The 15,631-nt window shown below is 59.8% G+C and carries 7 protein-coding genes; 2 read left to right on the top strand and 5 right to left on the bottom strand.

All coding sequences use genetic code 11. The annotated features are described in order from the left end of the window. Positions 1-416: 416 nt before the first annotated feature. Positions 417-2,582 (bottom strand): methyl-accepting chemotaxis protein, encoded by a 2,166-nt coding sequence (locus tag GGR66_RS08170; protein ID WP_184447908.1) that lies wholly within the window; start codon positions 2,580-2,582, stop codon positions 417-419. A gap of 488 nt (positions 2,583-3,070) precedes the next feature. Here GGR66_RS08170 and GGR66_RS08165 point away from each other — a divergent pair, with 488 nt between their 5' ends. Beyond that, on the top strand, positions 3,071-3,751 hold the full coding sequence (locus tag GGR66_RS08165) for an FCD domain-containing protein (protein ID WP_221236371.1): 681 nt from the start codon (positions 3,071-3,073) through the stop codon (positions 3,749-3,751). A 923-nt stretch (positions 3,752-4,674) separates the two neighbouring features. Then, positions 4,675-5,577: a LysR family transcriptional regulator gene (locus tag GGR66_RS08160; RefSeq protein ID WP_184447907.1), complete on the top strand. Its 903-nt coding sequence runs from the start codon at positions 4,675-4,677 to the stop codon at positions 5,575-5,577. A gap of 154 nt (positions 5,578-5,731) precedes the next feature. Here the strand turns inward: GGR66_RS08160 and GGR66_RS08155 are convergent, their stop codons facing one another. From GGR66_RS08155 to GGR66_RS08140, 4 genes are all read right to left on the bottom strand, one after another. Next, positions 5,732-5,944 carry a hypothetical protein gene (locus tag GGR66_RS08155; protein ID WP_184447906.1) on the bottom strand — a complete coding sequence of 71 codons (213 nt, stop codon included), beginning with the start codon at positions 5,942-5,944 and terminating at the stop codon, positions 5,732-5,734. Positions 5,945-6,675: 731 nt separating this feature from the next. Beyond that, a complete protein-coding gene (locus GGR66_RS08150; protein ID WP_184447905.1) occupies positions 6,676-11,265 on the bottom strand; it encodes a hypothetical protein in 4,590 nt (1,529 codons plus the stop codon). Positions 11,266-11,623: 358 nt separating this feature from the next. Beyond that, complete coding sequence (locus tag GGR66_RS08145; RefSeq protein ID WP_184447904.1) at positions 11,624-13,558, bottom strand: UvrD-helicase domain-containing protein; 1,935 nt, start codon at positions 13,556-13,558, stop codon at positions 11,624-11,626. Further along, on the bottom strand, positions 13,558-15,510 hold the full coding sequence (locus GGR66_RS08140; protein WP_184447903.1) for an AAA family ATPase: 1,953 nt from the start codon (positions 15,508-15,510) through the stop codon (positions 13,558-13,560). The genes GGR66_RS08145 and GGR66_RS08140 overlap by 1 nt, the downstream gene beginning before the upstream one ends. Positions 15,511-15,631 lie beyond the last annotated feature (121 nt).

The raw sequence follows: 15,631 nt of genomic DNA, 5'->3' as shown, positions 1-15,631 counted from the left end.
GGACATGACAGATGAAGATGTCGCTTTTGGCGCAGCTGCGATGGCCCATATAGCCGCCGCGCCAACACGCTCTGCCTGATTCTGCACTGGGCCCAAGCGACGGGCAGGTATCCCAACGCCGATGATCTTCGGTGGGGATGTATTCCGGCCGCCTGCGCGACGCCAGCCGGTGGGACCTGCCGACAGGTCTGGCATTGCACTGGGCGCGATGGGCAATCTATCAAGCCAACGAGATCGCCCACGTGGCGCTCGAAACGCTCCTCGGCGCTCTGCTTAGGCGGCTAGCCGAGCAGCCAAGTGGCATGACGCTAGATGCATTAGTCGCAGTCCCGCGATCGCCTCGCGCCCTGAAGAATCTCCCTTTCTTGTGCCAATAGGCATCCCAAAGCGGTTTTTTCCACGTTGCCTGTAGGTTCTCAATGAGACCCCAAGGATAGCGAACCCAATCTCAGGACGGGGATATTCTTGCTCGTTTGAACTGTCTTAGAACCTTTTTCCAGCTTAAACAGTGCCACCGCCTGGGATAGGCCAAGAGCCTGTTGTTCCATAGAGCGCGCCGCGGCGGTGGCTTCTTCGACCAGGGCGGCGTTCTGCTGGGTGGTCTCGTCCATCTGGGTGACGGTCTGGTTGACCTGCTCGATGCCGGCGGACTGCTCCTGCGAGGCGGCGGCAATCTCACCCATGATGTCGGTGACGCGCTGCACCGAGGCGACGATCTCGGCCATGGTCTTGCCGGCCTGGTCGACCAGGACCGAGCCGGTGGCGACGCGGCTCACCGAGTCGTCGATTAGGCTCTTGATCTCCTTGGCTGCGTTCGACGAGCGCTGGGCGAGGGTGCGCACTTCGCTGGCCACCACGGCGAAGCCGCGGCCCTGTTCGCCGGCGCGGGCCGCTTCCACCGCGGCGTTGAGCGCCAGGATGTTGGTCTGGAACGCGATGCCATCGATGACCCCGATGATGTCAGCGATCTTCTTCGAGGAGGCTTCGATACCGCTCATGGTCTCGATCACCTGACCGACCGCGTTGCCACCCTGTGAGGCGACCGCCGCCGCGCCGCTGGCGAGTTGGTTGGCCTGTCGCGCATGTTCGGCATTCTGCTTGACCGTGGAGGTCAGTTCTTCCATCGAGGCAGCGGTTTCTTCCAGGCTGGCGGCCTGCTGCTCGGTGCGCTGCGACAGGTCATCATTGCCGGCGGCGATCTCGGTGGCTGCGGCGTTGATGCTGACCGCCGCGGTCTGGATGCGGCCGACGATGCCCGTCAACTGATCGGCGGTGGCATTGGCATCGCCACGCATGGTCGCGAAGACGCCATGGAACTCGCCCTGCATGCGTGCGGTCAGGTCGCCGGCGGCGATGGATTGCAGCAGCGCGGACAGTTTGCCCAGATTGTGGTCGCTGACCTCCATCATCGCGTTGAGGTCCTGCACCATCAGTCGGAAATCATGCTGGAAGTGCGCGGCGTCGCCGCGAGCACTGAAGTCGCCAGCGGCGGCCGCGGCAGCCAGGCGCTTGATCTCGGTATTGATCGCCAGCAAGCTGAACTTGGCCGCATCCATGGATTCGTGCAGCACCGCGCGGCTGCCGGGCAGGCGGCGGGCGTCACGGCTCAAATCGCCGTTGGCGTACTCGTTGAGCACGCCGATGGCGTCGACGATGGCGTCCAGGTGCTCGAACATCATGGTGTTGATGCCCTTGCTCAGCTCGCCGTACACGCCGGGGAAGTCCTGCGGCATGCGGTGGCTGATGTCCTTATCGGCATGCAATTCGATCATCAACGCGGTTTCGCTGGAGAAGCGCTGCAACTGGGCCTGCATCCGCTCCATGGCGACCAGTAGGCGGCCGGGTTCATCGCGCGCCTCGGTGGTCACGTCGTTGTCCAGGCGGCCATCGGCGATGGCTTCGGAGGCACGGATGGCGCGGCCCAGCGGCCCGGTGAGGCTGCGGGTGATCGTCCACGCCAGTAGGCTGCTGATCAGAAGCACCGAGAGGCCGCCTGCGATCATGACAAAGCGGCCGCGTGCCATCGCCGCCGACGAGATCGCATAGGCCTCCTTGCTAAGACGCCGCTGCAGATCGGCATTGGCGCGGATCGCCGCCTGTTGCTTCTGCATCGCCGCCGAAGCATCGCCCAACAACAGTGCCTGTGCTTGTGCGTTCTGACCCTTCTTGTCGAGCGCCAGCACCTGATTGTTCAACTGCACCGAGGTTGCTCGCTGAGCCTCGATGTGGGCGATGGCTTGGCGTTCGGCCAGACTTGTAGGCATCGCCGACAATGCATCGTGTGCGGCCTTGAAGCGAACTCGACTGGTCTGCACGATGTCCAGCATCTTCTGATTGGTCGCGTCGTCATCGACAATGGTGATGGCGAGCAGGCCGATCTCCACGTTGGTGTTGGCATCCAACATCTCGTTGGAAAGCCGGACCTTTTCCATATTTCCGTGGACGATGCTGTCCAGTTCGTGATGCGCTTTGGCCATGGTGATCAGGCCGATCGTCACCAGCAGGCCGGACAGTAGGATGAGGATGCCGAAGGCCACGCCAAGGCGCCGCCCGACATTGTAGCGTTGCAAAAGTGCGTTCATGTTGACCTAGGCAGACTAAAAAGGAGTGATTGACATACGAACTCTTTCCATCCTTGGTAGCAGCCACTCCTAATTGTTGGATCTCAACAGAGGTAAAAATATCCAGATCCAATTTCAATTTAAATATTGTTGCGTGCTTCCCTCTGATGGATAGCCAATATAACCATGGCGCGCTCCATATATGCCGCCATCACCTTTGTAACACTAAGTCCATCGTTCATATGCCGCCTGCGACACCTCGGAGGCTTTTTCCAGCGGAACATTTTGCGGGTCATTTCGCCGAGCACAAGTACGGGACTAGTGCTCATCGACACTTTTTTCGGAAAATAAATATCCCGTAGGAATCGGTTCGTGTTCCTCGCCCTTGTGCTACAAGCTTAGGCGCCAAAATTGAACTGCATCAAATTGAAAATTGAAATATCACCAATCACCAATCGAAATGTCTCGATTCCTGGCAATACGCTATCTTCTAGGCTCTTGCATACACCATGAGCGCCGCCATGCAACGCGATGATGACCTTGTCAAGCTGCGCGCGTATATCGATCATGCCGCCGCCCAAGGTGGTGCCTCCATGCGCCTGCCCCCGGAGCCCGACTTGTCGCAGGTCCTGGGGATATCACGGGCCCGACTGCGAGCCTTGCTCAGGCACCTCCAAGAAGAGGGCCTGATCTGGCGCCACGTTGGGAAGGGAACGTTCGTGGGTCCGAGGCCTGTGGCGGCGAACGATCGCCGTTGGGCAGCCGGCATCGGCGCCGACGACATCTTCGACGCGCGCGTACTGCTTGAGCCGCAATGGGCGGCGCAAGCAGCGTTGCGCGCCACCCCGACCGACATCGCCATGATGGAGCAATGCCTGGCTGAGATGACCACAGCCGGTACGTTCATGCAATGGAAGCGGTTGGACGAGAGGCTGCATCGCCTCATTGCGCAGGCTACACACAATCTATTGCTACTGATGCTCCACGACAGCCTGCGTATGCAGGTTCCTACGTGGCTGGATGCCAAGCTGGAAGACGTGTATGGCACGTCCGGTGAGCCGAAGCAGGCCATCTATCAAGAGCGCCGGGAAATCATCGACGCCATCCGCTCGCACGACCCGACAAGGGCCGAACAGGCAATGCGCGAGCACGTGCGCTCGGTGCGAACGCATTTGTTCGGCCTGCGCTGAGCCGAACACTGCAGCGCGCTTGCAGCTTGCTCCGCAGCTGGTGCTGCTCCTCTCCACGCATTGGCCGCACGCCGTTTTGCATCGGCGCGATCGCCCAGCGGCCATATGGCAGGGTTGGCAAGGAGGCGATGAGGTCCCTGCACGATGGCGATGCCCTAGTCTGCCGCGCCCTGGATGCCGACGCCGCGTTACCTGGCATCTAAGTTCAAAGTCTTGATCGTTCTAGGTCTGGATGGCGCCGTTGGACAGGAGCACCACGGAGCGAACCTTAGACAACTCGGCCTCCATCGCATACACGTTCTCTGCAGAACGCACGCCGCATCTTCCGGCGCAGCATCGCATGGGTCGGCAACGCAGACGGCAGCGAGGGGACGGAACAGTGCCGAAGAACTATCCCCGGCTGATCCACGATCAGACTGGCCACATCGCGTTGTGCTAGCAGCTGTGGCAGACCGATGCCGTACTATAGCTCTTTGGTGCTATCTAGGCCATTGACCTGCAGCAACAACGGCTGCCGGGTCCCTGCGGGCGCGCCCTGGGTATGAACGTACAGATCAGCAGACGCGAGCCTTCGTAGGGTATTTCTAACCGCTTGCAACTGGCTCCGGTCAGTGTGATGCAAAGCGGAAAAAGGTCCAGCGAACACTCGTAGAGTTCTCGTCGACCCGGCGTGCCCTGCGCCGGAGCTTTCTGCTATGCCCAAGTACATCGCGGCGCGACTGTATTTCTCGCCCGCCGAAAGCATGCAGCCGGCTTGTTCGTCTTCGACCGCCAACGCGTTCAGCTTTTCAGTCGCGAGACTAGGACCGTTGGCCGGCCACCGTTCACTCCTCCCCGCAGAGAAGCTACGTCCAGATATCGCATTGATGAAATTTTGTTGTATTAACCTACGGAATTCATCAGAAAAATAGATCGAGAGTACCATGCGTTTTAAGAAGCTCGACTTGAACTTACTGGCTGCACTGGATACCTTGCTGCGCACTTGCAGCGTCAGCCGGGCCGCATTGGAAATGTTCATAACCCAGTCGGCGATGAGCAACGCATTGGCGCGACTGCGTATTCATTTCGATGACCCCCTGTTAGTGCAGGTTGGGCGCAGGATGGAGCGTTCGCCGCTGGCGGAAGCCCTGCAGGAACCGCTTCGCGACATTATGGTCCGGATCGAGATGGCGATGGAGATCACACCCAATTTCTCTTCCAAATCATCCACGCGGCGTATCAGCATCAGCTTGTCCGACTACACGCTGTACACCGTTGCGCCCCACTTCTTGCGCGAAGTGGCTCGACAGGCACCCGGCATCACCATCGAATTGAAGCCTCAAACCGCGTTGCCCTATCTGTTGCTCGAACGCGGCGAAGCGGATTTGGTCATCGCCCCAGACCGAGTGCGATCGACCATCCACCCAGTAGAGGCGCTGTTGACCGATCCTCTGTGCTGCCTCGTCGCCGCTGAAAGCGACCATCCACCAGGTCGGTTCAAAGCTTCAGAATTCCAATCAGCCGGCCACGTGGTCATGCAACCGCCTGGCGGCATCGAGAGCTATGCGGTGCAAGTGTGCCGGGAAGCCGGGCTGCATGTTCGGGTGGAAGTTTCGACGTTCTCCTTCGCGTCGATCGGCGACTTGGTGAAAGGCACTGATCGCATCTCGTTAACGCAGGAACGCCTGGCAAAGAAGTTGATCGCGGAGAAAGGCGGGCTGCGCATCGTCGCTCCGCCGCTTCCATTGCCGCCAATGCAGCAGGACATGATGTGGCACATCGCACGCACCCACGATCCTGCACTGGCTTGGCTACGGGAAGTAATCAAGACGGTCGCCAACGAATAGCCGCTCATTCATCGGATGCATGCGTCGCATTCAATGAACAAAATTTTGCATTCTTCAAGTGGTGACTGTCGGTCGGCTGGGCCATCAAATCAACCATCGGAAATGCACAACCTTTGATCGTGGGGGTGTTTTTCTACGAGCAGCCAAAACACCTTCAGGCCACGAGCGCCAACTCGATCTCGTAGGACTTCGGAATTGCATTCGCATCGATGATGTAGTCGCCAAATCGCTTCATACGGCTAGTCACGCACGATCTAACTCGAAACGCGGGCAACTTAATGCGGTCCCGCATCAGTTGTTCAATGGCCACGTTGATCAGATCTGCCGCGTTGTCCATCGCAGCCGCCGCATCGCGCATGGCGCGCATGCGACCAAGTCGAGAATCTCGCCGGTGCGTGGCGCAACCACAAGCGTGAGCGAGTAAGGATGTTGCGTAGGAATTGGAGTAGTGCCGGATTTCCCTGTGAACTGAAAGTCAAGATCCACAGCGATTAGAGGAATTTATCGGGGGTAGGGAAGGGCTCTTTACGACCCGAAGCGGACATTGGATCTGGAGCTATGCAAAACGCATTGTGGGTTAGAACTAAAAGCCGCCGTCGAGTGGTCTGGCCTTCTAGAATTTATGGCTCCGACGGCCGCCTGGATTCATCGGTACGGCGCAAGATTGCGAGCGGAAGGTGTTGCGGTGCTTGGTCGCGTCCGAATGCCACGCTCAGGTGCTGAGCCACGGACGAAGCGAACCCTGCCGTGGGCATCGAAAGCGTTGGTGCATCGGTGCGACCAGGTCAGCATGCTCGCACGACGCGCCCAGGTCCATGGGGGCGAGAGAGAATAGGTGGCGAACCGCCTTCAGGCGCGTAGGCACCGGGACTCGCGCTTCGGTCGGCAGCTGGGCAGCCAATAGCATTTTGTTCAAGGCCAACGCGGACTTAAGCTCAGTCGCTTGCGCGAGGCGGGCGGCTTGACCATTGACCCCAAGAATATCGCGTGCGTGTCTCGCCGTCGAATCACCGGTCGAGACATCGGTGCCCCGGTGGCGGATGCGCTGCTCGTTGGGCAGCAATCCCTGAGCTCAGTCTGGAGGCGGGTCGCCGCCGGTTACTTTCGCCACGGGGCAGTGTCGGGTTCGATAGAGCGTCCCAGGAACTTGCGCTGGTTTCCGGCACTGGCCTTATCCAAGCCGGCGTTGAACGGTCCGCGGTTCACTCGTGCATGCCAGCGCTTGCGCGTATACAAAGGGGAAGCAGCATCGGCCTTAGGCGTTTCGGAAGCCTCCCACAGCTCGGCGCGGCGATCGGCGCTGGCGCGGAACAGCACCCAAGCTGCGTAGCTGCCTTCCGCCGTGTCGCGCGCCCAGTACTCGCGCCACCAATGCCGCGCACAGGCTTCGCGCCAGCGCTCCCGTGCGGCCTGATGTTCGAGCTGCGCGATCGTTCCCTCAAGTGGTCCATCCGGCCAGGCGCCGGCGACCGGCAACTCATTGAAGGCCAAAAAGCCCGAAAGCACGATGGCGCGCTGCTGGCGCCAGTTCAACGTGCTGGCCGCATCCTGGGCAATGACGGCCTCCACCCAGTTGCGCCTGCCGTTGTATTGGGCCGCCAGCATCAGCTCGTATAGCCCGTGGTCCGAGGTCGACGCGTCCAGACCGAGCAGTTGTTGGCGCAAGGCCTCCACCGGCGGGGAATCGGGAGCGCCGAAGACGAGATGCAACAACTCCGGCAAATTCGCGCCACTGAGCACTCGGCTGGGAAGAGTCTGGCGCAAGGCGTTCCACAGCGCCGCGCCGATGTCAGGGAGCGAGGCCAGCAGCACCTCGCACAGCGCCAGAAAGGGCACTTCCGCCAGGAGTACCCGGCGCCGGAAGGCGTCGGTCAAGGTGTCGTAGCCCTCGATCCATCGTTCGACGAACTGTGGCGCGGCACGCCAGACCATCTCGAACTCTGCCGCGGTCATGTTCATCATGACCAAGCTGGAGGTGGTCTGCCGTGCGAGCGTGATGCGCTCCCAGGCGACCTTGCGCGCCGCCTTGAAGGCGGCGTTGCGCGTGTCGTCGTCGAACATGCGGAAGAAACCTTCGGGCGAGTCGGCGTCGGCTTCCGGCAAAGGTTGCACGGACACACCCAGAGGGCGCAAGCCGGAGTGCCCTTTCCACACCGTCAACTCGGCACCAGGGTCGAATTCTGGAGCGGTGTCCGCGCGAATGACCGCATCGAAGGCCGTGGCCGCCTCGAGGACCTCCACCGGAACCTCTCCCCGGATGCGCGCCGCTTCCAACCACCACCACGGTGGCAGGCGTGGCCATACCTGATCGAACGGGTCACCCCGGGTTGCCGCGACCAAGGCGTTGGAAGCATGGAAGGCGATGCCCGGATCCATGGTGGCCTGCCAGCGCCAGCCATGTTGCAACAGTTCGGCCCCCAACCGGACCGCGTCGCTAGTGCCCAGGATCAGGTAGGCCAAGCGCGCCAGGTTTTCGTTGTCCGATTCCAGCACCTGTGCGATCCAGGACCACGCGGTATCGCTGAGCGGCACTGGGGCACCGGACAACATCTCCAGGAGCTGTTCTTGCACCGCGGCGCCCTGACCCTCAGACTGCGCCACCAATTCATCCACGTCCTGCCGGGACAACGTCCCCAACCCGTCGCGAAGGGTGGGCATCAACTCCGGCAACGCGGCGGCGAGGACCGCTTTGACTTGGTCGATGGGAGCGAGCTCAGCGATCTCGACTAATACGGCGCGGTTGCCGATGTCGTAGCGTATTTGCTCAGAAGCGCCATCGACGGTTTCGCGCAAGGCGCGCGCGGCGGCGCGTTCGGCATCGCCCTGGACCAGGGCGGCATCGTTCAACTCTAGGGCATGCCACAGTTGGGCGTTAGGCGCTTTGCAGGGGCCGGCCGCAGCCCAGGACCGCCACAGCTGGGCCAGCTCGTCCGGCAGGCACCGGGCCAGGGCGGGGAGGAGACGCTCGAACTCATGCGATTCGGACGTGGCATAGCGATTGATGTAAAGCTTGTCGACCGGAAACTGCTTGACCAGTGTCCGGAGCTCATCGCAATACGCCGCGGTTGGTACGAACGTCGGATCCAGCCAGTGTTCTCGCAAAGTATGCGCGCGTTGGATCGGCGCCATAGCGGTGTCCGCCAGTAGCTGGACCGCATGGCGTCGTTCGACGGCGAAGAATCCGCGGCCAATGTTATCCAGATAGTCGCGCTGGTAGTTCCATTTCAAGTCGAGTTCACTATCGACGGACCTGCCTGCGTCGTGGTCGGCCGGATACCCGGTGAGGTACAATAAAAAGGCCGCCACGCGTTGCAGTAAGCGCGGGTTAACACCCGCTTCCGGAGTTCGCGCCAGGATCTGCGCCGAGGCATGTCGCAAGGACAGTGCGGTCGGCTCTGGATCTACCTCGTTGAGCAGACACAGCCACTTGAGCGACTCCCAATGCGGATGTAACGGCGACAACAGCGCCGATAGCGCACCGGCGGTGAATGCTGCGGTGGCATGCCGCAGGGGAAAGCCTTCGAGCAAGGCGGCCGCGCTGGCACCCCACTGGTCGGTGTCGTAGTCCACTACCTGCAGGGGCAGGCCCAGTACGGTCTTTGCATTACCCGGGACCGAACCGATCCGCTCGAGCAGACGCTCCTGACGCGTGGTCTTTTCGGCGTCTTCGCTGCCAGTCATGAAGCGCGCAACCACGCTCAGCCATTTCGTGGCTCGGGCGACAAAGCGATCGCGAAGCGACGCATCGCTCCGATCCAGACTGCGCAACGCCGTCAGCGTCACTAGGCGCGCCGATGACTGGGCCGATCGCCCCGTGCGCTCCACCACATCGAGCAGGTTGTCCGGCATGGCCGGTGCCAGCGCGATCAGTTCGGCGCGGTGCGTGGGCGCCAAGTTCTGAGTCTGCAGCCACGCAGTGACCAGCAGCGTCAGCATCGGGCCGGTTTGGCCCGACTCAAGCGCAATCGACACCGCGGCCCGCAACACTTCGGCCCGCTGGTCCAAACCTGCGATAGGCTCCAGCCACCCGGTTAGCGCGTTGTCGGCCTTGGCCACGTCGTTCTCGGCGGCTACGAGTTCGACCAAGGCGGCGCCCAGCGCGTGGTTGACCAGCACTGGATCGAGTTCATAGCCGCCCGCGGCGTCCCTGCGGGTGAAGGTGCCATCGATGATCTCGCTCAGGCGACGTGATACGTTGCTCGGGTCTTGCGAAAAATCATGCGCTTGGTCGGCCAGCTCCTGGCGCGAGTACTTGGTGATGCCTTTCACCGCGCGTTCGGCCACAACGCGCAGCCAGTCGCGCCATTGCTCGTCCGACCAGGCGCGGTCGCCCAAGGTGTCGCGCCCATGCTCGAACAGCAATCGTTGCACGGTAATCTGGCCCACATCTTTCAGGCGATCGTGCAGACGCACCACGAGGCTGAATAGGCGTGGCGTGCGCGCCTGCTCGAGAAGGTCGAGCTTCATCGATGCGTGCGACAGGCCGTGCTGCTGCAGCATCGCGTCGAGCTCTGCGTCGTTGAACTTGTTCACTTCCGCCTTGTCGGGCTTGTCGACCAAGCCCTTGAGCTGCCGCAGTTCATTGTCGAAGTAGGTCTGGCGCGTTGAGAGCACCACTCGCACCCGTTCCCGGAACGGCTCGGCTTGCAGGACTTTGAGCACGGTGATCCAGTCGAACAGCGGCTCCTGGTTCACGCCGTCGAAGACCAAAATGAAGGCAGCGCCTTCGGATGGCGGGCGCAGCAGCAGCTGGTCCACCCGCGCCCGCCAATGCGCCGCGTCGCGTACTCGAGTCAATTCGTGCAGGCGTTCGCCGAGAAATTGCGTCAGCCCCGTCTTGTTGAGCTTGATCAGGCCCGGCATCGCGGAAGACGGAACGACCAGCGTGATCGGCAACTGGTCTTCGACCTGCTCGAGCCAGTCGATTGTGGCCCAGGTCTTGCCCATGCCTTCGCTGCCGATCACACACAAGGGCGAGCCTTTGGCGCTGGGACTGGCAAGCCATGCGGCCATCTTGCTGCTCGGGCCGTCCCGGCGCACGAATTGCGGACCCTTCAAGGCTTGGTTGAAGGTCAATGCCGACTCGTGGCGATCGGTGCGCACCTTGCGTAGCAGTTCTAGCGAACGCGTGCGTAGGGCATCGAAGCCGATCTGCCACGCTTCCACCTCGCGCTGCAGCTCCGCAATCTTTGTCGTGAAGCTCGGCGCCAGCGCTTTGGCCAGCGCTCCGGCGCGTGCACCGAAGTGTTTTTCGGTCGTGGTCGGGTCCCAGGCCAAGAGGGCCGGCAGCGCTGGCGTGCTGGTGGTTTTCCAGTCAACGACCAGCACCGGCACGCCATCGCGCAACCCGGAGTTGTACAGGCCGGTCTCAACTTGGTCGGGCACAGAACGCGACGACGCCAGGATCCATGCCTCCAGACCCGGCGTGCGCTCTTGCGCTTCATCGATTTCACCCCGCAACGACCGCTCGTCCAGTGGCGTGCTGTCGCGATAGCGCTTGCACTCGATCAGCAATGATCGGCCCTGTCGTCCGGCGGTGCTGGCATCGGTGCCGTGCTGCGTACCGGACTTGGCGACGGCGAATGTCGTCCCGATAAGCCTACTGAATAGCTCGGTGACCCCGTCCTCGAACACGTCGGTGCCCGCCTTTTGAACCAAGGCTTGCAGCTCCTCGAGCTCGGCGTTCATAGCGGCCCACACAAACGAGGTTGGCGTCGTGGTGGACAAGGTGCTCCCCCAAAAAAGTAGATTTCAGTGCAGCGTGCAATCAATTGTAAACGTCACCACGCCATGGCTCTTGTCATAGCGCTGCTATCGGAGGTTTTAGAACGCCTACGGCCCATCCATACCGGACACGGTGTAATTACCCGGGATTTCGCCCCTAGGGGTGAGCGAGGATCGACGTCGACCACCGCTCGTCCTACATCCTGAGCCATTGGTCGTCGCGGTTCTGGTTATGGATTTAACGTCTTAAGGTTGCAGGTGAAAATCTGAGTAGGATCTCGGCGGAGCCTGTTGCGGTGTTAGAGACGGTGATGGACCTTCATCAGGGCGTTTCACCACGCGGTTCGATCATGTCAAGCAGTTTCCAGCCGACGCGCGTCAGTCTCTTCAAGCAGTCGATGTCAGCTCTGTCTACGTGCATCGCAACGGCCAAGAGCTTCCGCGGGCGAGTGACACCGACGAACATGTTCATCAGGCGCTCAGTCGTCGCTTCATCCGTTGCACCCCTGGCATCCTCATCTCCGCATAGGAACGGCAGCAGAGTCTGCACGTCGAACTTCTTGTTTCGGCAACTCTCCATAATCAGTGTGGCTAAATGAGTCTCCCCCTTTACGGAAGCGACCGTGGCCACGTGGATGGGAAAGGAAACCTGTAGACCTTGAACGAGATACGTATTCGATGGGCCGAGATCCTCGCTGGCTTGCGGGGTGTCGTGGGCGAGCCAAGCCATTGGAACGTCAGCAAGCGAAGGACATACATCAATGATGTCTCCCAACTCTCTAGTGATGTTGACGAGCGCAACGAGGAATGACTGTTCCGAGACCATATCGTAGGGCTCGAACACCAACTTGTGCGCAACAGTGGTGAGCGTGATTTGTTTATCGCTGTGCCGTCCGAGGATGTTAAGTAGATCGCGCCAGTGCCTAGCCTTTCGATACTCTGACTTACCAAAAGCCTGAACTATCGAGACGAGGGCTGCGCGAGCTGCCGATACACGCTTTTCTATAACAGAGCCTTTGGTCTCGGTGCCCGCAATCTGCATTAACTTCTTTGCGTTGCTCGAATTACGCGTCGGGTTAGCCGCGATGTCGTCATAGGCAGGGAAATAGTCGGGAATGTGTCTACCGACTCGCTGTTGCGGGTTTCCTCGGGACTTGATCGCGCACACTGCCTTAACCGGAAGCGCGTCTAGTTCTTCCTGCATGGCATGATTTGCGACCCAAGCACCAAAGCGCGCGATGACTTGGTTCACAGTGTCGTCGCTGTACAAGAACAGCGTCGGCGGAGCAGATGGATTCGGACCTCGGCCCTCGATACCTTGCCCTACTGCTTTGACGCTGTTGGCGACTTCGGCAAATTGGGCTCCAAATCGCATGCTGATCCGCACCTCCTGACTACCGATGTTAGGAAAGGCGTTCGCAACCGAGCTCCGACGTCGATTCAGAATTGCTTGGTTAACATCCCCGAACCGCTGAACGACTGAATTCTTGCCAAAGATCGCGTTGAGAACTTCAAGCTGGAGCTCGCTCGTGTCCTGCATCTCGTCGATAAAAACGTTCGGAAATCGGTGGCTAATAACTCCCGCGAGAGCCGGAACCTGCGACATGGCTTGAAGCGCGTACGCAAACATATCCGCATGCCGCAATCTTCCGTCCTGCGCCATCTTCTCTTTGAGTGCGCGAAGGTTCTGAACCATCTGCCCGCCGGCTGGCAATGGGACATCGGCGTCTGAGTGCAGGTCCAGGTTAGGGCCTCGAAAACGAACTTGCTTTATCGTCGATTCGCGCGCGTACCTGTTTACGCCTATCCATCCTTTGCTAAACTTGTAAGCCGCTGAGTAAAAACGCTCGGAAAAATCTTCCTCGTCAACTTCTCGAGGGGTAATTCCAAGCGTGCGCAGCCACGGTAGAGCAACAAAGCGATTAACAAAGCTTTGAATTGTGCCGATGTAGTGGGGATACGCGAGCAGGGATTCTCCGGACGGGACCGATTTGAGGCATCTTTCAATCTCTGCTCGGGCAACGTTGGTGTGTGTGAGGATGCAGATCCCTCTACGCGCATACGGCCAGCGGGCTGCCATTAGGGACAACTTTGCCCCAAGGAGAGTTGTCTTGCCGCTGCCTGGGGCGGCTTGCACGTCGCCCGAAGAGGCCATCAGCAGCGCATCCACCTGCTCTTGCCGATTGAACTCCAGCTTCGGAAACAGCCCTGGCAGCTTTGCCAGGTCGTCAAGGGTGAGGATAAAGGGAGTCCCCATCACAGTTCATCCGGAACGAGATAGTCGAAGGCGGCGAGGATATAAGGAGGCAATGCCTTGAGTATCTGCTCTTGGTTCCCGGCATGTCCATCCTTTAACAGGCGAGCCAGATACTGCGCTACGACAGCTTTTGACGCGCTCTTGGAGTGTAATGTCTCGTACGTGGTCGCGGCGATTGATTCGGAGGAATTGGACTCCTTGAGTTGGTCGAAATCTTCGCCGGCGGAGTTGACTGTGGCAGCGTACTGCTCTGTCGTCAGATGCCCCTTCGAGCCCTCGGCTTGGTCCAACTGAACCGCGATATATGTCGCGCGTGCAAGGCCGGAACGAAGCAGGTCGTACTCTAGGGTCCAGTAATCAGAGATAAAAACTTCTGTGCTTCCGCCACGCGCGCGGTCAACCTTGGCTTGTCGCGCCGCTGCCAATTCTATGGCCGTGTAGTCCGCCACCTTGCGCTTCGGATGACGCTTGCCGCCCTGGGTCGTATGATTTCCGCCGGCTTCCTTTTCCAATCGCCCTTGTATGTACGTAACATCGTTGGGAACAATGTCTGCATCGCCCAGACATGCCACCTTTATGGGAAGACTTGTGCCATCTCTGCGTTGTAAGATGCGTGCATAGCGAAACAATCCGACACTGCCGACGCTGACAACGGAGATGCCATTGGCCTCGAAAGAGCGCCCCGCGGCTTCAGCCAACGCTGGCAGTAAGATTGCCTCGGCGGGCCCTTCGACAATCATAACGCCACGCGCAAAGAACAAGTTTGCCTTTGAACTATCCAGAAAACGTCGTAAGAATTCATAGTCATCTGGCTCAAGGGCTGTCTCGCCCTTGGCCAATCGAAACGCCTTGCCTCCGCAGATGATGGTGAGCGACTCAACTGGGGCACTGGCTGCGATGCTGGGACTATGTGTAGTGACCACCACCTGGATTCCATCTGCGCTTGCTTTAGCTGCCAGCATGGATAGCACGCGAGACTGCAGTTGCGGATGCAAATGCGCCTCTGGTTCCTCAATGAGCAGCAAAGGCAGATCTTCGCTGCTGCCATTGCCGAGCAGAAGCAACTCCGCCGCCATGAACAACACATTATTGTAGCCGAGGCCTCGTTCGCAATTTGTCTCGTGTGTCGACGCTTGCGGGGGGAGCAGTCTCAGCTCCAGTCGTTCCAGTATTTGCGTAAGCGTCAGCTCGGAGGAGATTCGGATGTCGGACGTGAGTGGCGTCGCCTGAAAGCTCAATTCTTTTAGATACTCATTGTTGAGCTTGTCACGCACGTCCTTGACCACCGCCTTGGTGCTGATGCGATGCTGAGCTTGAGCCATGATTCCGACGAGGGTGTTCGGGGGAGCATCAGGGTCCTTCTTGTCGAACTTGTTCTCGCCTTCCTTCTTTAGATCCTTGTGCGACCTCAGAATTTGGGAAAGACGTGACCCTTTCCTAGGCCTGAGCTCTGCGATCGCATCGCGAAGTGGCTTTAGGTACGTCGAGCGGAGCAGATCACGAGCCGCCGCCGACAATTCCGGACCACCGCCTCCCTTGCCACAGGTAACGCTGATGATGGGAGTAAGTTGCCTGGCGTTTGCCGCGCCAGGCAATCGGCGCTTGGCGTGTACGTGGATCACCACGAAAGGTTCGGAGCCTGCCTCCAGTGTGAGCCAATCCAGGAGCGCGGCCTGTTGCGGCTTGTTGAGGCCTCGCAACTCCAGTTCCAGGCGCAACTCCGATGCCTGACCTGCGGGTCCGCAGTGGAAGTCGTCGTCTTCGATGCGTATGAAATCGTTGCTCGTCGTGAGCAATGTATATCGCATCACATCCACAATGCATGTCTTTCCGGCGTCGTTCTCTCCGACGAGCACATTCAGCCCTTGGGCAAGTTGCAGGTCTAAATGCTTTTTCGATGCGCTATCCGCGAAGACGCGAAAGTTCTCTGCGAACATCCGATGCACATACATGAAATCCGCTCCCCTAGATTGAATTATTCAAGGTCGTTAGTTTAAAACGACCAGGAAAAATGAGAGTGCACTGCTGAGCAATCTAGTATACCCAGATTATGAATCTGAACCTCGTCGAGCA

The organism is Xanthomonas sp. 3498 (genome assembly GCF_014199795.1).
Lineage (GTDB): Bacteria > Pseudomonadota > Gammaproteobacteria > Xanthomonadales > Xanthomonadaceae > Xanthomonas_A > Xanthomonas_A rydalmerensis.
Note: the sequence above shows the minus strand (reverse complement) of the source record. Positions and strands in the feature narration are given on the sequence as shown.

Coding starts and splice junctions, on each gene's coding strand:
- GGR66_RS08155 (WP_184447906.1), bottom strand. CDS start 5,944: ATGCGCGCCATGCGCGATGCGGCGGCTGCGATGGACAACGCGGCAGAT.
- GGR66_RS08170 (WP_184447908.1), bottom strand. CDS start 2,582: ATGAACGCACTTTTGCAACGCTACAATGTCGGGCGGCGCCTTGGCGTG.
- GGR66_RS08160 (WP_184447907.1), top strand. CDS start 4,675: ATGCGTTTTAAGAAGCTCGACTTGAACTTACTGGCTGCACTGGATACC.
- GGR66_RS08140 (WP_184447903.1), bottom strand. CDS start 15,510: ATGTATGTGCATCGGATGTTCGCAGAGAACTTTCGCGTCTTCGCGGAT.
- GGR66_RS08145 (WP_184447904.1), bottom strand. CDS start 13,558: ATGGGGACTCCCTTTATCCTCACCCTTGACGACCTGGCAAAGCTGCCA.
- GGR66_RS08165 (WP_221236371.1), top strand. CDS start 3,071: ATGAGCGCCGCCATGCAACGCGATGATGACCTTGTCAAGCTGCGCGCG.
- GGR66_RS08150 (WP_184447905.1), bottom strand. CDS start 11,265: ATGAACGCCGAGCTCGAGGAGCTGCAAGCCTTGGTTCAAAAGGCGGGC.